The organism is Pedobacter sp. V48 (assembly GCF_000523515.1).
Taxonomy (GTDB): domain Bacteria; phylum Bacteroidota; class Bacteroidia; order Sphingobacteriales; family Sphingobacteriaceae; genus Pedobacter.
The window spans coordinates 237,504-261,178 of sequence record NZ_AWRU01000031.1; the positions used below are offsets into that span (position 1 = coordinate 237,504).

At 41.0% G+C, this 23,675-nt stretch carries 17 protein-coding genes and 1 pseudogene; 10 read left to right on the forward strand and 8 right to left on the reverse strand.

What is annotated here, in order from left to right; translation table 11 throughout:
* Positions 1 to 1,104 precede the first annotated feature (1,104 nt).
* The 10 genes and pseudogenes from N824_RS21495 (at position 1,105) to N824_RS21540 (ending at position 14,018) form a co-directional block, all read left to right on the forward strand.
* A complete protein-coding gene (locus tag N824_RS21495; protein ID WP_255327466.1) occupies positions 1,105 to 3,531 on the forward strand; it encodes an FtsW/RodA/SpoVE family cell cycle protein in 2,427 nt (808 codons plus the stop codon).
* Between the two features lie 18 nt (positions 3,532 to 3,549).
* Entirely contained in the window at positions 3,550 to 4,338 is a 789-nt protein-coding gene (locus N824_RS21500) for an FHA domain-containing protein (RefSeq protein ID WP_048907186.1), read from the forward strand.
* A gap of 10 nt (positions 4,339 to 4,348) precedes the next feature.
* Positions 4,349 to 5,509 (forward strand): serine/threonine-protein kinase, encoded by a 1,161-nt coding sequence (locus tag N824_RS21505; RefSeq protein ID WP_084498413.1) that lies wholly within the window; start codon positions 4,349 to 4,351, stop codon positions 5,507 to 5,509.
* Positions 5,510 to 5,660: 151 nt separating this feature from the next.
* Positions 5,661 to 6,731, forward strand: a pseudogene (locus N824_RS21510) (serine/threonine protein kinase).
* Positions 6,721 to 7,209 carry a hypothetical protein gene (locus N824_RS21515; protein WP_048907187.1) on the forward strand — a complete coding sequence of 163 codons (489 nt, stop codon included), beginning with the start codon at positions 6,721 to 6,723 and terminating at the stop codon, positions 7,207 to 7,209. Before N824_RS21510 ends, N824_RS21515 begins: the two are co-directional and overlap by 11 nt.
* A 40-nt stretch (positions 7,210 to 7,249) precedes the next feature.
* A complete protein-coding gene (locus N824_RS21520; protein ID WP_048907188.1) occupies positions 7,250 to 8,164 on the forward strand; it encodes a LytTR family DNA-binding domain-containing protein in 915 nt (304 codons plus the stop codon).
* A gap of 82 nt (positions 8,165 to 8,246) precedes the next feature.
* Entirely contained in the window at positions 8,247 to 10,997 is a 2,751-nt protein-coding gene (locus tag N824_RS21525) for a carboxypeptidase-like regulatory domain-containing protein (RefSeq protein WP_048907189.1), read from the forward strand.
* Position 10,998: 1 nt separating this feature from the next.
* Positions 10,999 to 12,282: a parallel beta-helix domain-containing protein gene (locus tag N824_RS21530; protein ID WP_048907190.1), complete on the forward strand. Its 1,284-nt coding sequence runs from the start codon at positions 10,999 to 11,001 to the stop codon at positions 12,280 to 12,282.
* Positions 12,283 to 12,294: 12 nt separating this feature from the next.
* Complete coding sequence (locus N824_RS21535) at positions 12,295 to 13,359, forward strand: SO2930 family diheme c-type cytochrome (protein ID WP_048907191.1); 1,065 nt, start codon at positions 12,295 to 12,297, stop codon at positions 13,357 to 13,359.
* Between the two features lie 368 nt (positions 13,360 to 13,727).
* A complete protein-coding gene (locus tag N824_RS21540) occupies positions 13,728 to 14,018 on the forward strand; it encodes a hypothetical protein (RefSeq protein WP_048907192.1) in 291 nt (96 codons plus the stop codon).
* Positions 14,019 to 14,220: 202 nt separating this feature from the next.
* Here N824_RS21540 and N824_RS21550 read toward each other — a convergent pair whose 3' ends face one another.
* From N824_RS21550 to N824_RS30535, 8 genes are all read right to left on the reverse strand, one after another.
* Positions 14,221 to 16,506, reverse strand: a complete 2,286-nt coding sequence (locus N824_RS21550; RefSeq protein ID WP_048907194.1) for a GH92 family glycosyl hydrolase — start codon at positions 16,504 to 16,506, stop codon at positions 14,221 to 14,223.
* Between the two features lie 359 nt (positions 16,507 to 16,865).
* Positions 16,866 to 17,678, reverse strand: coding sequence for a DUF4249 domain-containing protein (locus N824_RS21555; RefSeq protein WP_048907195.1), 813 nt, complete (start codon positions 17,676 to 17,678; stop codon positions 16,866 to 16,868).
* A gap of 5 nt (positions 17,679 to 17,683) precedes the next feature.
* Positions 17,684 to 20,011: a TonB-dependent receptor gene (locus tag N824_RS21560; protein WP_048907196.1), complete on the reverse strand. Its 2,328-nt coding sequence runs from the start codon at positions 20,009 to 20,011 to the stop codon at positions 17,684 to 17,686.
* A gap of 165 nt (positions 20,012 to 20,176) precedes the next feature.
* The gene (locus N824_RS21565) at positions 20,177 to 21,049 is read right to left on the reverse strand and encodes a pirin family protein (RefSeq protein ID WP_048907197.1); all 873 of its coding nucleotides are present in this window, start codon (positions 21,047 to 21,049) and stop codon (positions 20,177 to 20,179) included.
* An 85-nt stretch (positions 21,050 to 21,134) separates the two neighbouring features.
* Positions 21,135 to 21,584: a membrane protein gene (locus N824_RS21570; protein WP_048907198.1), complete on the reverse strand. Its 450-nt coding sequence runs from the start codon at positions 21,582 to 21,584 to the stop codon at positions 21,135 to 21,137.
* 62 nt (positions 21,585 to 21,646) lie between these two features.
* Complete coding sequence (locus N824_RS21575; RefSeq protein ID WP_048907199.1) at positions 21,647 to 22,231, reverse strand: Crp/Fnr family transcriptional regulator; 585 nt, start codon at positions 22,229 to 22,231, stop codon at positions 21,647 to 21,649.
* 16 nt (positions 22,232 to 22,247) lie between these two features.
* Positions 22,248 to 22,826, reverse strand: a complete 579-nt coding sequence (locus N824_RS21580) for an RbsD/FucU domain-containing protein (protein ID WP_161662348.1) — start codon at positions 22,824 to 22,826, stop codon at positions 22,248 to 22,250.
* Between the two features lie 29 nt (positions 22,827 to 22,855).
* On the reverse strand, positions 22,856 to 23,675 hold an 820-nt coding region (locus N824_RS30535; protein ID WP_200869922.1), incomplete at its 5' end, for a GH116 family glycosyl hydrolase.

Genomic DNA, 23,675 nt, shown 5'->3' on the forward strand with positions numbered 1-23,675 from the left:
TACTGCCAATAAAGCCGTATCCGGCGTTCTGATAAAACTACAAATGATAGTTCCTCAGGACAGTGCTTATGTTGATGATGAGGTAGAAGTAAAATCAGCGGGATTAACATCATATGTCCGAACAGATGCCAACGGGAATTTTGCATTTTTAAATTTACCTGAAGACAAAGCCTTTGAGCTGTTACCCTTAAAACCCGGCTTTCAATTCGGAAGATCACAGGGTATACAGGAACTTCAAAAAGATGCTTCGTTTACATTTAAGCAAACACAACATACTATCCGGCTTTTTTCTGCAAGGGATTTTAAAATCTTAAAGAAAGAAAAATCGCTGATAGTCCGTACTCCTGATGAATTTAATAAATGGTTCTGGATCATTACCGGAAGTTTTTTTGCAGGATTTTTCCTGTTGCATTTCCTGCTAAGCATTAAGTTTCCTCAGGCAGATCAGCTTATTTTACCGATCATTATGCTAATGACGGGACTCTCGTTTATAGCATTACTCAGTTTACAAGATCCATTACGGGATCGTTTTTTAGCAAAAGATACCCTTGTTTTTTTTGGCATGGGCGTTTTCGCCATCATTATATTAATGCTCATTAAATTCCGGAAGTTTAATGTCGACTCCAGGTTTTACCGGATGCTTGTGCTTAATAAAAACTCAGGAAAAGCAAACGGGTGGCAATGGGCGGGGCTGGCACTGGCGCTACTGGCCTTAACCATCATTTTCGGAAATGGCCCTGAGGGCAGTGGTGTAAAAGTAAACCTGTTTGGTGTACAACCCAGTGAGATCGTAAAATATGCCATCATTTTATTTCTTGCAGGCTTTTTTGCCAGTAATGAGCGTTTTATCACCGAATACCGCAGCTGGCAAAAAAGATGGTATTTCTTCTMRWTCKNACWYNTSKYWMYSKRCANCGMYRYYCTKMYGWWCYTRGYTNTRGGCGAWNNGGNYYYTGCMAWRRYRRTRYSWKWKRCAYWYAYCNAYANTGWTWTCWTKNTCGSNGTGKNGMYTNCNTGRTRWTGYTNNTTGSCANNAWWMCTTMNCMYAYWMMCTGWCYNGKTWWKYSAMCAYCWGRNATAGCCAGTCTGGTTACCGTTGTATTGATGGGCCTGGCCATGCTGATCAATAAAAAACAGACCAGCGAATCAGCAATAATGGTCATCATGATCATCGCAGGTTTCTTATTGATAGATCAGGTTCCTTATCTCGACAAACTCATCCCGGGACCTGTTAACCGACTTACAGAACGTAAATCTATATGGCAAGACCCATGGAATAACGAAGTCTATGGCGGAGACCAGGTCGCAAATGGTATTTGGGCTATGTCTGGTGGTGGCTTAACGGGTCAGGGTGTAGGCGAAGGTTTTGCCAAAACAATACCAGAGGCACACACCGACATGATATTGCCAGCCATAGGCGAAGAATTCGGGTGGACAGGTATAGTGAGCATATTTGTGTTGTTCCTGATTTTCTTAAACAGGTCAATAATTATAGGCCGGCAAACGGGCACTCCATTTCTATTTTATCTCTGCGCAGGTATTGGGATAAGTATGTTTGTGCAGTTCCTGCTCATTGCCGGTGGTTCTACAGGAGCATTGCCCCTATCAGGTGTTGCATTGCCGTTTATCAGCTATGGTGGGTCATCACTGGTAGCAAATATGATGGCAGCCGGCATTTTGCTTTCCGTTTCTTTAATCAGAGGCACAGATGTACAGATGGCATTTATTACCAAACAGCAAGATAAGAACCTTGTACCGGCACTTTTATCTGCCAGCATCGCCGTTCTTCTGTTAACCATCACCATATCAAGATACATTGCCAATAATAAAAAATGGGTAGTACAGCCATCGCTTGTAGCCGATAGAAGTGGTTTACGCATGTTTAGCTATAATCCCCGCATTGCAATTTTAATGAACAAATTAGAAGCGGGCCAGTTATACGACAGAAAAGGAAGGGTTCTTGCAACAAGTAATCCTGACTTTGTCAGGAAACAGGCAGATACGCTAAAAACATCTGGCATTAGCTATAATCTCGATTCGGCCATGCATAAACGAGTCGACAGGTATTATCCTTTCGAAGAGCAAACCTTTTTCTGGATAGGTGACGCAAACACGGGAGTATTTAACGGTAGCACAAACGGGTATTTTGCCGAGTATGAACATGCAGCAGAGCTTAGAGGCTTCCATACACCTATTACCTCCTTCAATACAAAAGCGAATAAATACCGTGAAGACCGCTTTCTGCCGAGAGGCGTAAAAGAGATGACGGTAAGCAAAAGAGATTATGCAGCCCTGGCTCCTTTACTACTGGCAGGAATCAACAGCAATGAGGTTGAATCTTTCAAAAAAAGAAACAGAGATGTTAAGCTCACCATAGATGCACGTTTACAGTCAACCATCCAGCATTCTGTTGGTTTGGATACCTCACTAAGAAAAAGCAGGGTTTCCGTGGTAATCATGGAAGATTCAACTGGCGATGTACTCGCTTCATCAGTTTACCCCTTACCTCCAGTTAAGGATTGGGAGCTGTTAAACATGACTACCAACGAACAGAACAAGCTTTCCGGCTGGTATACCAATGCAGATCTTGGATTTACCTACGCAACACAGCCAGGCTCTACTGCTAAGGTTTTAACAGCAATGGCTGCCTTTAACAAACTGGGCATTAATGCAGCCAAAAGATCTTTTACAGTAAGTTCCTATGAAAGGATCAGAACCAAGGGTATAGAACCGGATGAAACAGGAAATATTACATTGGAGCGTGCAATTGTAAACTCAAACAATGTTTATTTTATTAAATTAGCTAATGAAGAGCATTTGCAGGAAAACATGGCCGCTTTATATATGAAAACCGGAATGTTCCTTAGGGGCGTTGGTGGTTATTACTTTGATAAGGACACCAGTAATGCAAAACAAGAGAACAAGTGGATGAATCTTTGGCGTAAAACTGAATTTAATACTAAACCGAGATATGATCCTTCAAATATACGTCGCACCAGGGCCAAAGGTATTTCCGGAATGGCCTGGGGGCAGGGCGAGTTAATTGCTACCCCCGCCTCTGTTGCAAGGCTTATATCCGGGGTGGCTAATAAGGGCACATTAGTTGCTAATCGTTATGTTTTAAAGATCAGCGATTCTACAACTAAAGTTAAACCAGGTATTAAGTTGGCCAATGACCCGCAATACGCGGCTTTGCTTACAGATTATATGCTTAAGCAGAGTGCCAATAAGCGGTATACATTGGGCATTACTGTAGCAGGTAAAACAGGAACACCAGAAAGGATCTGGAAAAAAGAGCGAATTAATGACGGCTGGTATGTGTTCTTTGCTCCCAAAAAATCAGGTCCCGGTCACGTGGTTGTTTGTATTCGTATAGAATCTACCAGGGGCTCAAGTAAAGCGGTACAACTTGCCGGAAAACACGTTGTACCAGCATTATTGGATCTTGGATATATCAAAGATTTTAAACCGCCTGTTGCAAAACCTGTTATAAAAGAAAACATAGTAGTAAAAAAAGATAGCATCAACTAGTTAAAGAAAGGATAAAACATGTTTAACCTATTTAGTAAAAATACCTCAGAAAAGCCACAGGATGTTAAAGCCATCAGGGAGGCTATACTTGTTTTCATTAAGCAGGAACTACAAAAAATGGAAGGCGGAGAAGGAAAACACATTAAAGGTTTCCAGCTCTACATTGCCTGTATACCTGTAGAAAAATACATGTATGAATCGGCGGTTTTTGCCGAAGAGGAGGATCATTTCAAAAATGAGGTACAAAGAATAGCTGATGATTTTGCAATAGACCTTCCCAAAACCTGGACAATGGAAACTGTTTTTGTGGATGAGCTACCTCAGCAAGCCATAAGGATGGCTAATCTGGAAGTGGCCCTTTACATAAAAACACCTGAACATGCAGCAGTACAAAAATCAGGAACAGCATACATAAGAATTTTAAGTGGTGAGGCCGAGAAAGCCGAATATCCCCTCTCTTCTTCTGATGGCAAGATTAATATTGGCAGGGAAAAACAGGCACAGGATAGCGACGGCTTTATCAGGGTTAATAACATTGCCTTTCCAGATTCCAGCACAAATGAATGCAACAAATACATAAGCAGGCAACATGCCCATATAGAATGGAATAATGATGCTGCAGCTTTTATGCTTTTTGCTGATGATGGAGGTGTGCCTCCCCGAAATAAAGTAAAAATAAGGTCTGTAAAGGAGCATAATTCTGTAAAACTTACCTTCACAGAACTGGGGCACGCACTGCAAGAAGGAGATCAGATAATTTTAGGAGAATCAGCTGTTTTGGAATTCAGTTATCATTCTAATCAGTAATTATAAACAAATGGCAAAAGTATTTACTATAACAGAAGGATTGGAAAATATGGGTGCACTACGCACCGGCGGACAAGGATCTGTATATAAGGGTAAGAGAATGGGCGCCATTCTTTCGGCTGTAAAACTATTGCCCACACCTATCCACGCAGAGAACACTGAGGACAAGAATTTCAGGGATTTCCAGAACGAAGTAGAAAAACTAAAAAAAGTTAATGAAGATCCAAGTCCCAATGTAGTCAAAATATTAAACTCAGGTCTTACTGAAAGCGGCTCTCTTCCTTTTATAGAAATGGAATACATAGAGGGCCCTGATCTGGAAGACTTGCTGAAACCGCCACATAGTCCCATATTTACCATAAGAGAAACCATCAAGCTGGCCGATCACCTGGCCAATGCCCTTGCGCATTGCCATAAAGTAGGTGTTAAACATGGCGATATTAAAAGTAACAATATCAAATTCAATACGGATACGGGTAACTATATACTGCTTGATTTTGGTTTGGCGGTAATGTCTGATGAACAGCGCCGTTCCAGTTTACGTCATGCAGGTGCGGTAGAGTTTATGGCTCCTGAGCAGCACGATGGAAAAATGCTTTTTCAATCCGATATTTACAGTTACGGTATTATTCTTTATGAACTTTTAGCCGGAACAGTCCCTTTTCCATTGATCAATAAAACAGAAACATCTCGAAATATGGTGATGCTTTCACATATCGAAAAGCAGATCCCTGATGTGATGGAGCTCCGTAAAATCCGCTTACCGGTAGAATGGTCAGAAGAAAAGAAAGCACATGAAATGATGGCTCCGGCCTGGTTACTCCAGGTTATTGAAAAATGCCTAGAGAAAGATCCGGAGAAAAGATTCCACGATGGAGTCGGCCTGTATGAAGCGGTTAGCAATAGCAATCAGGACATCCTTAACAACGAACAGGTTACAACAATAATAAATGAGCTGAAAGCCGAGAACGAGCGATTAACCAATCGGGTTCAGAAGTACGAAAAAGGAGGCAAAGCAAAAGCATTTCTTATTGGCGGAATTATATTATTTATTTGTTTAGCTACATTTGGAATAAATTTGGTCTTAAATCAACGTAAGGGTACTGAAACAGACAGCACTAACGTTGTAAGTAAACCAGTNGCWRMSAGTAAAAAGCAGTTCAAAAACTGAACCTGGCAAGAAAGTTACAACAGTGAATCCGGATACCTTACAAACTGTTCCGGCGGCTAAAAAGGATACGATCAAACCAAAAACGACTAAAAAAACAAAGGACGGATTGATTAATGATGTTCCTGAATTTTAATAAAACAACAAAGACACTATGAGCAAAGTATTTACCATAACAGAAGGATTAGAGAACATGGGCGCCCTACGTACAGGTGGGCAGGGTTCTGTTTACAAGGGTAAAAGAATGGGTGCCATTATTACTGCGGTAAAGATATTGCCAACTCCTATTCATACTGAAAATACGGACGATAGAAATTTCAGGAATTTTAAGAATGAGGTTGAAAAACTAAAAAAGGTAAATGAAGTACCAAATCCAAATGTAGTTAAGATCCTTAATTCGGGCTTAACCGAAAGTGGCTCTTTCCCATTTATTGAAATGGAATACATCGAAGGGCCAGATTTGGAGGAACTGCTTAAATCACCACACGCTCCAATTTTTACGATCAGAGAAACCATTAAACTTGCCGAACAGCTGGCAAATGCCCTTACGCATTGCCATAGGGTTGGGGTTAAGCATGGCGATATAAAAAGCAATAATGTAAAATTTAATACGGATACGGGGAATTACATCCTGCTCGACTTTGGCCTGGCAATCATGTCCGACGAGCAGCGCCGCAGCAGTGTGCGACATGCAGGTGCAGTTGAGTTTATGGCTCCGGAACAGCATGATGGCGAAATGTTCTTTCAAACCGACGTGTATAGCTATGGTATAATACTCTATGAGCTTCTGGCCGGTACAGTTCCTTTCCCATTGATCAACAAAGGAGAATCGGCACGTAACTCGGTGATGCTTGCCCATATGGAAAAGCAGGTGCCCGATATATTAGCACTGCGCAGAGCTCAATTGCCAGAAAACTGGTCTGACGTTGTGAAGGCACGAGAAATGAATGTGCCTGCATGGTTGCTTGATGTGATCAGGAAATGTTTAGAGAAGCGACCTGAAAACAGATTTTCTAATGGAATGGAATTGCAGGATGCCGTATTGCACCATAGCCATAGTAATGTATCTGCAACTGCAACTGCTGCAAAACCAGCGGCCACAGTAGCAAGCGCAGTTACTGCAGCACCGTCATCAGGAGTTCGTGTTGCAAAGCCCGTATTTGTTTTAATGATCATGGCCATTTTAATGCTGGGTATWCKWYSMKCWTMYNGCTTTGTTTTTTAAAAATCTTGAACCGAAAAAAGAGTTGGCTACCGATTCTACAAGTATCGTTCATCAAGATACTACCCACCAGGCCGAAGAAATAATTCCTGACACCACTGAGGAAATCAAACCTATTATTTTAGATACCGCAGTACAACAAACCAACCAGGATAGCTTAAAAAAAGAGTTTGAACGCCAAACCGCGGCAAATACACCTAAACCTACTCCTCCTCCTGTTACACAACCTAAAGAAGGACCAGAGGAACCTGTTATATTTAGCGAGGGCAAAAAATACAGAGTCCCTAAAACCACGCTCTATTTTCATGAGTCTCCAAATAACGATGCGCCAAGAAAAGGTATTTTAGGGCTGTGGATTAAATCAAAATTCGAGGTAATTGATGAACAGGGCAACTTTATCTATGTTACACTTACCAATGCTGATGGGGAGGTTACAAAAGGCTGGTTAAAAAAATCAGACCTGAAGGAAGTTCCACAATAAATGCTTAAATTTCATTACCAAATATTAAGCATACCGTTGTATGGCAAGAACTACACCGCTTTCCGTCAATTACACTGTACTTAAGAGTGCACTGGATCAACGTTTCCTTATACTTAACTCATCCGTTAATAAAATAATATTTATTAGCCTGGTTACTGTAATCAGCTTGCTTTTCATGTACACCTTTGTGCCTTTTAACATCAACAGATGGTATGAGGATGCAAGCAAATTTGACTTGTTCAAAATCTTTAGCATCTTTTCACTTGCCGGAACATTCACACTCCTGCTCACCCAATTTGGATTGCGGAAATGGCTACGTATCGAATACCTTACCTACGGACAATATTTCTTCTGGTTTCTTGGCGAAATACTGATTTTAACCTTTGGCATTATGGGTTGCGACTGGCTGCTCAACAATCATCCCGACTTGTCTGTAAGCAATTATCTCGACACATTCAATTATACCATACTTATTGCCATCCCCCCTTATGTAATTTCATTACTGATTTTATTTGGCGCACAGCAATACAAACTGGCACACAACCTTTCATTGGTAGCAACAGAACACAAAGCACTTTCAGATAACCTGTTGATCGGAGATGAGAACGGAAAAATCATACTAACCCTTCATCCGAACAATGTATTGTTCTTTAAATCTGAAGACAACTATGTAGATGTTCATTACTTATTGGGTGGTGAAGTTAAAACAGAACTTATCCGTACCACATTAAAAAAGATTGAGTCAACCTGCAGTTATTCCGGTTTAATAAGGGTACACAGGTCATATACCATCAATATAAAAACCGTTTCTTCTTCAAAGAAAACACATAAAGGCTATGTGCTTCAGTTCGATCCATTGCCCGACTTGCAGATTCCTGTTTCAGCATCACATCAAAAACAATTTGAGCAATACCTCAGCAGTACTACCTCTACGTTCCCATTCACCCCATTATAGCCCTATTTCGTCCCAAACACGTTCTAATCATTGTATGCAGATGGTTTTGCAATCTATATTGCACTAACCAAAACCAAACACAATGAAAGTAACCAGACTATTTTTATTGATCCCTTTTCACTTTTTATTTGCCAACCTAAACGCTCAGGTTATCAAAGGAACGATTAAAAACAGCGCCACACAGGAGGCCGCACCAGCTGTATCCATTCATGTAAAGAATTCTTCGGAAGGAACTTATTCTGATGACAGGGGAAGGTTTCAACTGACCATTAAAAAGAAATTACCCATTGTACTTGTCATCTCTTCTATCGGTTTTGAAACTAAAGAAGTTGATGTGCAAAGGACCTCTGCCGCGCTCGATATCACCATTAACCCCACATCTATACTTGGGCAAGAGGTAGTGGTTTCGGCCAGCAGGGTGGTACAAAAAAAGCTCTCCTCTCCGGTAACCATAGAGCAGCTCAGCAGTAAAGACATCAGCAATTCCCCTCAGCTAAACTACATGGATATGATCCAGGGTTTAAAAGGAGTTGATGTAACCGTTTCCAGTATTGGCTTTACCAGCATCTCTACAAGAGGGTTTAACACCAGCGGAAATACCAATTTCACACAAATTGTGGATGGGATGGACAACCAGGCACCAGGGCTCAATTTCCCTCTGGGTTCGGCCATCAGCTTAACACAGCTTGATGTTGACAACATTGAAGTACTCTCGGGTGCATCATCTGCACTTTATGGCTCAAGAGGCTTAAATGGCACCATGGTAATGACCGGCAAAGACCCATTTAAATACCAGGGCTTAAGCGTGCTAATCACACAGGGGGTAAACCACGTTAAAAACAGCGGCAGTTATGATCCTGTAGGCGCATCACCATATTATGACTGGGCAATCCGCTATGCCACAAAGATCAACGAGAAACTGGCTTTTAAAATTAACTCTCAATATACACAGGCAAGCGATTGGGTAGCTACCGATAGCACCAATAAAAATGGCCCTGGCAGCAGGTTTACAGATCCAAATTATAATGGCGTAAACTATTATGGTGGAGCTACAAGTACAGATATTAATCCGTTCTTAGAGGGAGCATTAGCGGGCGATCCTTCCCTGGCTCCCCTTATTGAACCTTTACTTGCCAAACCTAACTACGTAGCCAGAACAGGATATCCGGAGTATGGATATCTGGATAACAAAGCAAAATTATTCAAAGTAAATGCCGAATTCAGGTATAAAATAAATCCCAAACTAGAGGCAATCATGTCGGGCACATACGGTACAGGAAACATCGTATACACCAACGATACCCGCTACCAGCTTAAGGCCTTTAAAGTTGGCCAATACCGCGCAGAATTAAAAAGCGACAATTGGTTTGTCCGCGCATATACCACTTCAGAAAATTCCGGAAGAACCATAATTGCCGGCCCAACCGCTCAATACATCAACGAAGGATGGAAAACGAGTTATGATGGTGCTACAGGAGGATGGTATCCGGAATATACCGGTGCTTTACTCGCTTCCCTTGCCGGAGGGGCCAGCTTAAATGATGCACATTTAGCTGCCCGGGCATTTGCAGATCAGGGTCGCGCACAATTAGGCACCCCGGAATTCAACGCCCTTAAAGAAAAGATTTCCAATACACCTATTTCCGAAGGGGGCACCTTATTTCTTGATCGCAGTAAGCTCTACAATGCAGAGGCTCAATACAATTTTACCGATAAGGTTAAGTTCATGAGTGTAATTGCCGGCGTTAACTGGCGCTTATACAGCCTGAACAGTAAAAACACATTATTCCCTGATAAGGATAAACCAATCAATGTAAAAGAATACAGTGCCTACATTCAATTGGCAAAAAAACTGGCAGCCGACAGGTTAAGCCTAAGCACCTCTTTCCGGTACGACAAGAACACGCTTTTCTCTTCTCCTAAAGTAACCTCAAGAGCCTCGGCAGTGTATGAGCCCGTTAAAGAAAACTTTATCCGCTTCTCTTATCAAAATGCGTATAGCTTTCCATCAAACATTCAGGCATTGCAAAACACACTTAACGGATATAACAGCTACTCCTCAGGAGGCTCTTCTTTGCTGTTAAACGACAATTACCATTTCGATCAGTTTCCGCCATATACACTTGAAAGCGTATCCGCTTATCAGCAATCAGGCGATGCCTCTGTGTTAAAGAAATTTGAATACAATGACATTAAACCGCAATCTGTAAATGCCTTTGAGCTTGGTTATGCAGCTTTAATTGGCAAAAGAGTAATGTTTGATGTATTGGGCTATTTCTCTACATGGAAAAACTTTATCGGCTACGCCAATGTGGCAAATACTCCGGGAACCGACGATGTAACGGCTTTTAAAGATCACAGCACATATGTACAGTACAATATTGCTTTTAATGGCGGACAAACCGTAAACACTTATGGCTACGCTGCCAGTGTAAGTGTAGACCTGTCGCATAACTTTTTGGCCAAGATCAACTACTTTTCAGACAACATTAAGAACAAAAACAACAGCCAGGTAAACAACTTTAACACGCCTCATTACCATGTTAACATGGAATTTGGCAACAGTGGTTTCGGCAAAAAGCAAGAATGGTCGTTTGGCACTACCCTACGTTACAAGCCCGGCTATTTCTATGTTGTTTCGGGTGGCTTAGCTGAGGGGAGGGTTCCCAGTTCAGCAGTTATAGATGCCCAGGTAAGCTACAAACTTATCAAAGCACGTTCCGGCATAAGGCTGGGTGCTACAAACATTACCAACAAATACTATTCAACCGGCGTTGCCAACCCAAATATTGGCGCGGTCTATTATGTAACTTATGCATATAATATCCTTTAATATGAAAACCATCCCATCATTACTAATTGCCCTTCTTGTTACCCTTTCTTTGTTTTCCTGCACAGGAAACAAGTCAACGCAAGCGGGAAACTACAAAACCAGGTTAACCTTTAAACCTGGCGAAGAACAGAAAATTGCCGAAGCTTTCCTGTCGATAAAAGATAGCACTCAAATTTTATTGAAGCAGGGCACCTATAAATTCGACAACCTGAGCATTGCACAGGTGAACCATATCATGATACAGGGCGAAGGACATGACAAAACTATTCTCGACTTTAAAGAACAAAGCCAGGGCGGAGAAGGCATTAGGGTAACAGATGTAAAAGGCTTTGTGATCGATGGCATGACCATTCGCGATTCTAAAGGCGATCTGCTAAAGATTAACAAGAGCCGAGATATTACCATTACCAACCTGCATGCGGTTTGGAGTAAAGCCGACTCAACCAGCGGTGGCTATGCCATTTATCCTGTAATGTGCAAAAATGTACTGATAGAAAACTGTTATACAGAGGGCTCATCAGATGCAGGCATCTATGTTGGTCAAACGGATAGTGCGGTTGTAAGGAAATGTAAAGCAGCAAAAAATGTTGCAGGCTGTGAAATCGAAAACACATCTAATGCCCAGGTTTACGACAATGAATTTTATAACAACACCGCGGGTTTTCTGGTATTCGACTTACCGGATCTTTCAAAGAAAGGCGGCCATGTTAAAGCCTACAACAATTACATCCATGATAATAATTTCAGAAACTTTGCAAAAGCAGGCAGCTTTGGCACCTCATGGGGTGTAGGTAATGCCTCACCGGGAAGCGGTATTATCATATTGGCCGCATCAGATATTGAGATCTACAACAACCGGATCATTAACAACAATTCATCCTCAATAACCATTGCTTCGGGCTTTGCAGTTGATGAAAAAGCTGCCGAGAAAATAAACGACAATTACTTTCCCATTTCAAAAAACATCAACATTCACAACAACACTATTGAAATGGGCCCTGCCTTTCCGCAGCCAGCCTATGAGCACCGTATCGGAAAAATACTGGTAGCCGTTGAACAGCAGTTAAATGCCAGTGATCCAGCAAGAAAAAACAAACGTATCCCTTTCATTATGTACGATGGTATCTCGAGCAATATCTTAACCAAGGGTACAGCAGTTAATCCGGATTCTATTTGCATAAAACAAACGGGCGACAACCTATTTGTAAATGCCGACTTTTTAAACATCAGCAATCCTAAAAACTGGAAACCAAACACAAACATTACCCCTTATATCTGCAAGTAAAAACTAGTATCAATGCGTAAAACTTATCTTTTGGGGTTTCTCCTCCTTTTCAGTATTTCACTTTCCATTTTAAGTGAGCAGGGTTGTAAAAACAAAACCGGCCAGGCTGTGCAAAACAGTGGCTTTGTGTTTAAAGAAAGACTATCTGATTATGGTTTCTTTAAAAACAAACTAAAGGATCTTGATCCCAATGAAGGGGTTTTGCATTATGATATCAGTACCGCTCTCTTTACAGATTATGCCGTTAAAGACCGCTTCATTGTTTTACCAAAAGGTACTGCAATGAAGTACACGGCAGCGGGTGCGCTTGATTTCCCTGACTCAACCATCATTGTTAAAAACTTTGCTTATACCAATGTTTATCATCAGAAGATCATCATCGAAACAAGGTTACTGGTTAAAGACCCCACAGATAAGAATTGGAAGGTAATGAATTATCTGTGGAACAAAGAACAAACAGAGGCGATCAAACACATTACCGGAGCAAAAGTCCCGATTACCTTATTGGATAACGATGGCAATAAGGTCTTTACAAATTACCAGGTACCAAATACCAACGATTGCAAGCGTTGCCACATTAAAAATGATGTGTTAATCCCTATTGGTCCAAAGGCCAGAAACCTTAACATTACCCTTGCCGGGCAAAGTACCAATCAACTTAAGACATGGGCGGCAAAAGGAGTATTAAGAGGATTGCCAGATACAGGAGCGGTAGCTCAATTACCGAACTGGGCCGATGCTAACCATTACAGTCTGGAACAACGCGCAAGAGCATACCTTGATATAAACTGTGCCCACTGTCATACCAAAGGAGGCGACGCCTATAATACAGGTCTGTTTCTAGAATATGAGCAAACCAACCCCAATCATTTAGGGATCAGAAAAGCTCCGGTTTCGGCCGGAGGTGGAGCTGGCGGGCTTGATTATGATATTATACCAGGCGATGCTTCCCATTCTATTTTAGCTTACAGGATGAATAGTACAGAGCCGGGAACTGCTATGCCTGAACTTGCAAGAACACTTCCTCATAAAGAAGGAATTAAATTGATCCGTGAGTGGATAAATAGCTTAAAATAAAAAAGAACAGCCGGATATTTCTTCCTACTGTTCTAACCTAATTCACAAAACTCCCTAAGTTTATGAATGCTGTGTATCCATCCGGATCAACACAGCATTCAGCCTAAATAGTGTTAAACCAAATATGGTATGGCCAGATCAGGGCTGACCATTCCCTGATCCTTTATTAACTAACAATCCGGAAGGGGCGGAAAGATCTTTATTACAGTTTCTCCTTCAATGCCTCATAGGTCTTTTTATAATCCGCATTATCGGTTCTTTTTCAACAAGCTTTTTACTCCTTGTCAGCGCTTTGGTAAGTTCATCTTTGTCCGCACTATGCTCCAATACAAAATTGGGGATGGTGTTTGCCTATTGGAAGATGGCACATGCGTTTATGCAATCGTGTACACGGCATGCTGGCTGAAAAAGCCACAATAGCCAAAGGACGGTTCGCCCCTCTGCCCGAGGATCTGGAGGATGCCACGGCAGCAGAATTGCCCAATGGTGTAATGGGTGCTGCAATGGGATTAAAGTTTAAAGCAGATATTCAGCCTGGAGAGGTTGTGCTGATCAACGGCGCCACCGGCTTTATCGGAAGAATTGCCGTACAGATTGCTAAATTATACGGGGCATCTGCTATATTGTTATACTATAATGTTGACCAGGATGACTATTAAAACCACCCAAACCGATGTAAGTGTTGAAGATTTCATCTATGAATTTGCAGCCACACCGCAAAAAAAGCAGGATGGCTACCAGCTTTTGAAATTGATGAAAGATCATACGGGCTACGATCCTAACACGCTATCAAACTGGAACCCAAACACGTCGCACCCAAGAGATCTCTCCTGCGTCAAAATGACGAGATGTAGAAACCGACTATCTTTCTAACCAGCCCTCTGAAACCGAAAACGGCTTATCATCATCACTTATTCCCCTCGACAAAGCAGGTTGATCACCCATTTGTAATTCAAAAATCCCTCCGTTTATGATGTCATTATATGCAATCCAGTTCTTAGTATAACGCTTTCCATTCAATGTTGCAGTCTGGATATATACATTCTGTTTGTTATTGTCTTTTGCATCGATGATAAACTTTTTACCATTTTCCAATGTGATGGTCGCCTTTTTAAAAACAGGACTTCCGATCACATACTGGTCTGTACCAGGGCAAACACTATATAAGCCTAGCGCACTAATTACATACCATGAAGACATCTGTCCCTGATCTTCATCGCCAGGATATCCGCGTTCAGTTGCATTGTATAGTTTTTCCATCACCTTTCTCACTCGGTATTGAGTCTTCCAGGGTTCTTTCGCATAGTTATATAAATAGGGTACGTGCATCACAGGCTGATTACCGTGAGCATACTGCCCCATACCCGCCAACACCATCTCTGTCATTTCGTGAATCTCTTGTTTATAAGAACCTACTTTAAACTTGGAATGCATGGTAAAAAAAGTATCCAATTTCGCAGTAAACTTTTCCTCGCCTCCCATTAATGAGATTAAACCTTTAGCATCATGAAATACCGACCAGCTGTATTGCCAGGAATTGGCTTCAGTAAAAGGCCCTCCCCACTCGATAGGATCAAAATCAGGAATCCAATCACCTGCCGGCGTTCTACCTCTCATAAAACCCACGCTTTGGTCGAACACATTCTCATAATTGAACATCTGTCGCCTATAGATGTCCTGGTATTTTTTGTTGCCAATTGCTTTTGCCAGATTGTAAGCACAAAAATCATCATAAGCATACTCAAGCGTTTTCGCTGTACTTTCATGCACTTCACCCAAAGGAACAAAACCTCTGGTAAAATAATCCTTCCAGCCATCTCTGCCATTTGAACCTCCAAACGGGCCTCTATTGGTTGACTCGTGATAGTAGGCATCCAATGCTTTCACCGGATCAAACGTACGTATTCCTTTAATCCAGGCATCGGCAAGCAGGGATATCGCATGATTACCGAGCATTACCCCAGACATACCCGGGTTAGACCAGGCAGGAAACCATCCGCTTTGTACCTGCGCGTCCAGCAACGATTGCATATACCTGCCCTGCATCTCTGGATGAAGGATATTGTTTAATGGAAACTGGGCTCTGAAGGTATCCCAAAAGCCATTATCAGTGTACATGTATCCGTCGTAGATCTTGCCATCATAAGGTGAATAGTAGTAAGGCTTATTGTCTTTATTTAGTTCGTAAAACTTTCTTGAGAAAAGATTAGCCCTAAAAAGACACGAATAGAACGTTGCCTTTTCCTCTTCCGTTCCTCCCTCTACCTTAACCCGCCCTAACAGTTTACTCCATATACCAGCCGCAGCATTTTGGGTTTGTTCTAAATTTTTAAACCCACCCAGCTCTCTTTGCAAATTTAATTGAGCTTGAGCTTCGTTGATATACGAACTGGCTATTTTCACCTGAACCTTTGCTCCCTTTTTGAATTTTATATAGGCACCCATTCCTTCTCCCGCAGCGCTAAGCTGCGATGCCGAAATTTTGCCATCCTTATTCCCCCAGGTTCCGTATGTTTCAAAAGCTTGGTCGAAGATCATTACAAAATAGCTTTTAAAGTTATCGGGAACAAGTCGTCCGTTATTCACCCAGCCAACAATCTTACGTTCTTTTGGAAATATTTTAATTTCACTGTTTTTGGTATATCCATCCAATACTAAGAAAGCATCTTCTTTGGCTGGAAACGAAAAACGCATATGTGCCCCGCGCTCAACAGGAGAAATCTCTGTGACAATACCATTGTCAAAACCCACCTTATAATAGTTTGGTTTTGCAATTTCATTTTTATGATTAAATGTTAAAGCTCTTTCATGCTCATCCACAACTAATTTTCCTTTACCCGGCATTAGTGAAAACACAGCGTAGTCATTCATCCAGGGGCTGCATTGATGTACTTGCTGAAATCCTCTTATCGTAGTTGCAGTATACTGATACTTCCAGCCATCACCATTTTTGCCCGTTTGCGGAGAATAAAAATGTTGGGCAAAAGGAAGTCCAATTGTAGGATAAGTATTTCCATAGGATAGCCCATAATTTGAATCAGTACCTTGGAGTGTATTTACATATCTTACCAGGTCGTCTTGTTGTGCGAATAAGCATTCAGAAAAAAGAATTGAAATAAAAAAGAACAAACGGGTTGTTAGTTTCATGTTAGATTTAGGTGGAATTTAAAATTCGGTCTCAAATATCGTATGCTATTCAAAAATATAAATATTTGCGTGGCTTTGTGGAAGCCGCTCAACATTATTACAATACGCTCTACCGTCATCTCTCCTGCGTCGAGATTGACGGGGAAGGATGAAGACATTTACTGTACCAACACCGGGCATAATAGTGTGATTGCTAAGGCCAGCTTGAAGACAGCGTCGAGGCAGCTTCGACATTCCTTCGGAAAAAGGCACTTATTTTCCGAAGGAATCCTATCCCAGTCCTTAATCTGCCTTGATTCAGTCGAAGCCCAGGTACTAGCATGTACATATTGAGTACCATACAAAAGGAGATTGGCTCCTTACTTCACTACCATTTCTTTTTTGCTAACTGCATGTGCGCTGAAATAACCCAGGGCATTATTGCTAATATTGGAAGGTGGATTACCTGGGGTTACACCACCACCAGGACCATTCTGCGATTGCTGACTTAACGTATTCCAGTAAGTAAATACATTTTTATCTATACACTGCATTTCAACTTCTACGTTATCGCCTGTTTTTAGCTCATCGTCATCATCATTTTTCCCATTAAAAAACATCACACTCGGAACATTGTTTCCATCGGTAAAGCGGTCATTTTCAGAATACACACTTCTCGATTGAAAACCATTAACTTTTAGCACAAACCGGTATTGATTGGCAACTCCGGCAGGATCTTTATAATGTACCTGTGCCTGCTTCTGTTTTTCATTACCAAAATTAAACACCTTAACATCCAGCGAATCAATACCTACCGAATCTGGCATGGTTGAAGAAGCTGTGTAAAGCACATTATCTATATTTACTTTAAGGCTATATGTGCGTCCTGGTTCTCCTTTGAGTGGACCAAAAGTATAACTGCCGGGTGCGCTTTCGGTAAAGATCCATGAACTGCCCTGATCATCGGTTACATTTACTACTGCACCTTTAACCGCGGGGAAATCGTTAGGTTCTGTATAAGCAACCGATTGGCTTATTTTAATGGTTTGCAACCCCAATTTATTGCTAATATTACCTTCTATCACCAACTGATTTGGAGAAGTATTAAGCTCAACATCTATCACTTTTTCACATGAGCATATGCTAAAGGATACGGCAAGTAACAGACTTAAATATTTGATTTTTCTTAGCATCACTGTTAAAATTTAAAGTTGTAAGTTACCGAAGGAATAATGCCAAAAAGGCTGGTTTGCACTGCTTCGGTACGTGTTGGATCATTTTCTTTATCGCGGAACTGGATAGAATAAGGGTTTTTACGGTTCAATGCATTGTATACACTAAACGTCCAGCTTGTACGGAACTTCTTAGTCTCTTTGCCTTTTAATGTAGCTCCTAAATCTAAACGGGAAGTGTATGGCATTCTGTTGGCATTTCTATCGGTATAGTAATAAGTTGTAAGGCCACCTACATTATATTTTCCGGCCGGGTAGGTTACGGCATTACCGGTGCTGTAAATGTAATTGGCCGACACTGTCCAGCGGCGACTAAGCGTGTACATGGCAACCAGGGCCAGATCATGCGTACGGTCTTGTTTTGCATTGAAATATTTGCCTTTATTGATTTCATCAAACTGTCTTTCAGTTTTTGAAAGCGTATAGCTTAACCAGCCGGTAAGTTTGCCTTTGGTTTTTTTACCATAAAGCTCAAGTCCATACGCCCTACCCTCACCATACAGCAATTCAGATTCAACATCTTTATTGGCAGTCAGTTCAGCAGCATCCCTATAATCTATCTGGTTTTGTAACCATTTATAATACACCTCGGCAGAAAATTCGTAAGCATTGCTTTCACTATTTTTGAAAAACCCTAAAGCTACCTGATCTGCAATCTCGGGCTTAATGTTATTGCTGCTCATTACATATTGATCTGTTGGAGAGCTGGAGCCTGAATTGCTAAGGATATGGATATTTTGGGTATTGCGGTTGTATGATGCCTTTATAGAGTTTTTCTCATTTAAGCTATAACTTGCCGATAGACGTGGTTCCAGGTTGAAGTAATTTTTAACAAATTCACCGCTTTTATAGGTTGATGAGGAACTTACTTCTCCTGAACTATCATATGTATTTAATGTTCCAGGCCCTAAGAGGGAGAACTGGCTTAACCTTAAGCCGTATAATAAATTAAATTTATCACTAATGGTCCATTCGTCTGAGGCGTAAAGAGCTAATTCCAATCCATAGCGATTCTCTATAGAAAGTGGATTGAAGCTTGAACCGGCCGATGTAGTAATATCAGAAGGGGCAATTCTATGGTGCGTGGCGTGCAATCCGAATCTTAGAATATGATCATTACTATAATACTGCAGGTCTTCTTTAAAATTGAAATCTCGGATCAGGGATTTTACCTTAGCACTGCTATTTTCATCCAGTAGCTCGATAGCATAGTTATACTTGTTATAGATCAAAGATGTATTTGAAAACAATCTGTTGTTAAATACATGGTTCCAACGGATAGTAGCTGTTGTATTGCCCCAATCGTTTGCAAAAAGGTCTTTGATACCAATATTATCCTGCCCAAAATAGCCCGAAAGGAACAGCGTATTCTTATCATCAAACTTGTAGTTTACCTTGGCATTAATGTCGTAAAAGTTTAACGTATTATTCTTTAATGCCGAATCACCCGAGGCTTTAAGCAAAAGATCTATATAAGTACGTCTGGCACTGATCATAAAAGAACTTTTATTCTTAATGATTGGCCCTTCTGCTTTTATGCGTGACGCGATGAGCCCTAGTCCACCTTCAAAGCCATATTCTTTATCATTACCATCCTGCATTTTAACATCAAGCACCGAGGATAGCCTGCCTCCATATTGCGATGGCATACCACCTTTGTACAAGCTTACGTCCTTTATAGCATCGGCATTAAAGGTTGAAAAGAAGCCCAACAAGTGAGATGAATTGTACACTGTGGCTTCATCTAAAAGGATCAGGTTCTGATCGGCAGCTCCCCCGCGTACAAAAAACCCTGTATTACCCTCTCCCCCAGCCTTTACTCCCGGTAAAAGCTGTATGGTTTTCAAAACATCCTTTTCGCCAAATAGAATAGGTACATTGTCGAGATCGGCCATATTAATCTTGTTGAGGCCCATTTGAGGACTCTTTACATTTTCATTTTTCCTTTCACTGGCACTTATTACTACTTCTTGCAAATCTGAAACGGCAGCAAGTTCTATATTTAGTTTTAAGGCCTTGTTTAAGGTGATTTTTTGAGTATTGCTCTGGTAGCCACTGTAGCTTACGATAAGACTATACTCACCTCCATCGGCTGTTAGGGAATAAAATCCGTATGCATTTGTAGCAATACCTGAATTTTGGGTGGCACTTTGCAATCTAACCGTTGCTCCAATCAAGGTTTCTCCGGTTGAAGCATCCCTTACCGTACCACTAATGGCGAAACGCTGCTGCGCAGATAAGAAGAATGGTGCTGATGTAATGGAAAATAAGAGGAAAAAGAGATATACTTTCATAGTGTTTGGGTAATTAACCGCAAAATTATCGTATTAGTATACCATCACCCCAAAAAAACCGATGAAACGGACAAAATAAGTAATGAAGTGTTCAAAAACTCCTTTGAATTGTAGAAAATAGCAATGACGGTGTGTGCTAGCACACACCGTCATCTCGAATTATTTCTAATCTTCCAGCACACCAAATTTCCCCATATTGAAATCAGCAATCGCGTCTCTGATTTCTGCTTCAGTATTCATTACAAATGGTCCGTAGCTTACAATAGGCTCATTCAAAGGTTCCCCGCTTAACAACAAAACAACACTTTGTTGATTTGCTTTGATATGAATCTCTTCGCCTTTGTTTTCAAATAAAACAAAGCTATGTTCTCCAACTATTTCATCGTTTACCTGAACACTTCCGTTTACAACTAATAAAGCGGTATTGTGGCCGGCCGGAATACTGGTAGTCGTTTCGGCACCTTCATTCAATTTGATATCAAACAGGTTCACCGGACTGTATGTTTCTGCAGGACCCGCAACACCATTGAAGTTTCCGGCAATTACATTTACCTCTCCACCATTGTCTGCAAGCTGCACTTTACCCATACCATCTTTGGTCAACTCCTGGTAATGCGGAGCAGTTGATTTATCCTTTTTAGGGAGGTTAACCCATAACTGAACCATTTCAAAAGGTCCTCCTTTTTTAGAGAAAGTCTCTTCATGATATTCTTTATGCAAGATTCCATTACCAGCAGTCATCCATTGTACGTCACCGGCATTAATTATTCCGCTACTTCCGGTGCTGTCGTGGTGTGCAACACTTCCTTTGTAAGCAATGGTTACTGTTTCGAAACCTTTATGTGGATGAACACCAACACCTCTAAGGTGATTTGAAGGCCCAAAATCATATTCAGGATTAAAGTCCAATAGTAAAAACGGACTTATTCTCTCCTGCGGAATGCCAGCGCCCGGGATATAATTAAATACCCTGAAACCATCACCAACCATATGTGGGCGATCAGAATTTATCACAATTTTTTCAATTAACTTTTTCATTTTTAATTCTCCTTTTAATAGTATAGTACAAAGTTATATCAAATAAACATGCGGTTAATTGATCTAGGATAAGAAGTAAAGCCCCCTATTTGACAGAAAAGTACCACACCCAACCTATAAAAAACAATTGAAGAGGGATGCGCTGCCACAAATAAGACATCCCTTTCCCATCAAACTTTGCAGTTTCATAGTTGATGCTATGCATTGAGGCATATATGTTTGCGGGCAAAAGAAGTATAAAGAAAATGATTAGGAAGTACCCTGCATAAGGCCTAACTGCCGGGAACAACAGGGCTATTCCCAAAACAATTTCCATAATTCCAGTTAAAAACACGATGGAATCTTTAAATGGAATTACGGGTGGTATCATTAGGGCCATTCCTTTTGCATAAATGAAATGCCCTATCGCAGTGAAGCAGAGCATAACCAGCATTGCCAGATTGCCCCCGAATGTTAAATTCCAGTTTCCAGTTATAAATCTCGAGATAATCGAATACAATAAAAAAGTTATTGACAATATAAATAAGGGCTTCATTGTTCTTTGTTTTAACGTTCAACAAAGCTGCAGAATGATAGCTGCGAAAAAAATGACATATGTTAGTTTCGCACTTGAAGCTTACGGATCCGACTAAGGCTTTCGGGCTGAATCCCTAAATAGGAGGACAAATGTTTAACAGAAATATTCTGTATCAACTCAGGGTTTTTACTTAAAAGTAATGCATACCGCTCTTCAGCAGTAAAAGCAAGGAGATCCATTTCCTTTCGCAAGCGTTTTACGTATTGAAATTCAGCCATTAAGCGGCCAATTCTTTCTCCTTCATGATCTTTTTTATAGAATTCCTGTAAGTGTCTATAAGGAATAGCAACTACTTCAGCCTCTTCTAAAAGCTCAATAAAAATAGGGCTTGGTTCTCTGCTAATGAAAGAAAGATAAGCGGTTACAAAATCGCCTTCAAATTGGAAATCTACGGTATAATCCCGGCCATCTTTCAAAAAGTAATTCCGGGTTGCACCCGCATTCAGAAAGTAGATATAATTTTCAGTCTGTCCTTCTCTGATTAGATAATCGCCCTTTTTGAATGTTTTTAAAAGTAAACCGGAAGAAAAGGCATTCCACTTTTCATCAGTAAGTGCTACAAATCCAGAAATTGCCGACTTTATTTTATCGAAATTACAATTCATAGCTATAAAGATAGCTCTATTGAGTATTCAATGCATCCCGCAACTGTTTTTCTTTATCGCCATTCCAGTAAGCGCAATCCAACTGTAAAAAGACCGAAGTATAGGGAATGGTCTCATTTGTTTTAATGACCAGAACTTTGAACAGCTTCGATTCCGTATCCAACTTCCTGAATACTGAATCGTGAAGCATCGTTTGAACAGTTTGATTGCCGAAGATCGTTTTTGATTCCTGTACAAACTGCTTAACCCCCCTGGCCTGACTTTCTGTAATAAAACCTAACTCCTTATCCTGATAGATAATGGGTTTAACATGGCCAGACAAATTGATTTGTGTAAGTACCTGTTTTAACACAGGCAACAGAGCTTCATTAACATAAATGTATTCCATGCCCGGAGCATTTTGCTCTGGAAAGGCTTTATCAACAACAAGAATCCAATTCCTGTGGCCGAGGATTGGCAATTTCTGATTAAGTTGTTCTTTCCAGTTGTGATCTTTATCCAGAGCATCTCCATTTGTTTTGCTTGCGGATCCCTGGCAACCAAACAGTGTTACTGAAGCAATAAACACTAAAACTGTCAACAGTTTCTTATACATATCATTCAATTTTCTCATGCTACTTCTATCTATGAAAAGGTAATATTTAAATGCTCATTGGTTTTAATGCTGATCTTCTTGTTGCTGGTAATCTGCAATTCGGCACCGCTCTGTTTAAATTGGACAGGAATATTTTGAGCGCCCAGCATTACTGAAACCGATTTTACGCTGCCTGGGCCTATTTTATTAAAGGCCAGTTCCTGTAACTGCAACTCGCCATATTTTAGATTTATGGTATGTAACTGCTTTGCTCCTGTTTTTTTCTGTGTATAACTGCCCCATCCATTGGCCGAAGTAAAGGGAGCTTTAAAATTTTCTGCATTCCAGGCTGGCGCGAATTTGATATAACCTTTGGGACCATGATACTCAAAACCGCATGCGTTAATAAACGTTCCATAACTTGCCATAGCCCTTGCATAATGGTCGCTACACTCAATCTCATTGAATGGGTTTCTTTTGGCTGCATGATACCTATCATGAATAAATCGCGTAAGAATCAGACTCTCTTGTACCATCCCTTCGGCCATCAGGTGCGCTGCAACCTGATGTTCAAATCCACTCATACATTCGTGAAAGTAGCCCAGCTGCCAGGATACATTATCTCCAAATGGTTTAGGTTCGTTATGCGGATTGGTGTTCATGACCATTCCACCTTCTCCTGGCAAGGCATATGGCCTGCCACCAACGTGGGTTTTAATGTATGGGCCAACATCGGCGGTAAAGTTATATTTCCATAAGGCTTTTAGGGCAGCAACGGCTTTATCTTTACTCAACACGCGTGGCAGTCCTACCTGAAATGCCCAGCTTTGGCCGTATACCTGATCAATATGGCAGGTATTATAAGAGCCT

Excerpts from the sequence above, each read along its gene's own strand:
- N824_RS21530 (WP_048907190.1), top strand. The coding sequence starts at position 10,999 with ATGAAAACCATCCCATCATTACTAATTGCCCTTCTTGTTACCCTTTCT.
- N824_RS21495 (WP_255327466.1), top strand. The coding sequence starts at position 1,105 with ATGGGCCTGGCCATGCTGATCAATAAAAAACAGACCAGCGAATCAGCA.
- N824_RS21500 (WP_048907186.1), top strand. The coding sequence starts at position 3,550 with ATGTTTAACCTATTTAGTAAAAATACCTCAGAAAAGCCACAGGATGTT.
- N824_RS21535 (WP_048907191.1), top strand. The coding sequence starts at position 12,295 with ATGCGTAAAACTTATCTTTTGGGGTTTCTCCTCCTTTTCAGTATTTCA.
- N824_RS21575 (WP_048907199.1), bottom strand. The coding sequence starts at position 22,231 with ATGAATTGTAATTTCGATAAAATAAAGTCGGCAATTTCTGGATTTGTA.
- N824_RS21570 (WP_048907198.1), bottom strand. The coding sequence starts at position 21,584 with ATGAAGCCCTTATTTATATTGTCAATAACTTTTTTATTGTATTCGATT.
- N824_RS21565 (WP_048907197.1), bottom strand. The coding sequence starts at position 21,049 with ATGAAAAAGTTAATTGAAAAAATTGTGATAAATTCTGATCGCCCACAT.
- N824_RS21580 (WP_161662348.1), bottom strand. The coding sequence starts at position 22,826 with ATGTATAAGAAACTGTTGACAGTTTTAGTGTTTATTGCTTCAGTAACA.
- N824_RS21550 (WP_048907194.1), bottom strand. The coding sequence starts at position 16,506 with ATGAAACTAACAACCCGTTTGTTCTTTTTTATTTCAATTCTTTTTTCT.
- N824_RS21540 (WP_048907192.1), top strand. The coding sequence starts at position 13,728 with ATGCGTTTATGCAATCGTGTACACGGCATGCTGGCTGAAAAAGCCACA.
- N824_RS21525 (WP_048907189.1), top strand. The coding sequence starts at position 8,247 with ATGAAAGTAACCAGACTATTTTTATTGATCCCTTTTCACTTTTTATTT.
- N824_RS21560 (WP_048907196.1), bottom strand. The coding sequence starts at position 20,011 with ATGAAAGTATATCTCTTTTTCCTCTTATTTTCCATTACATCAGCACCA.
- N824_RS21520 (WP_048907188.1), top strand. The coding sequence starts at position 7,250 with ATGGCAAGAACTACACCGCTTTCCGTCAATTACACTGTACTTAAGAGT.
- N824_RS21555 (WP_048907195.1), bottom strand. The coding sequence starts at position 17,678 with ATGCTAAGAAAAATCAAATATTTAAGTCTGTTACTTGCCGTATCCTTT.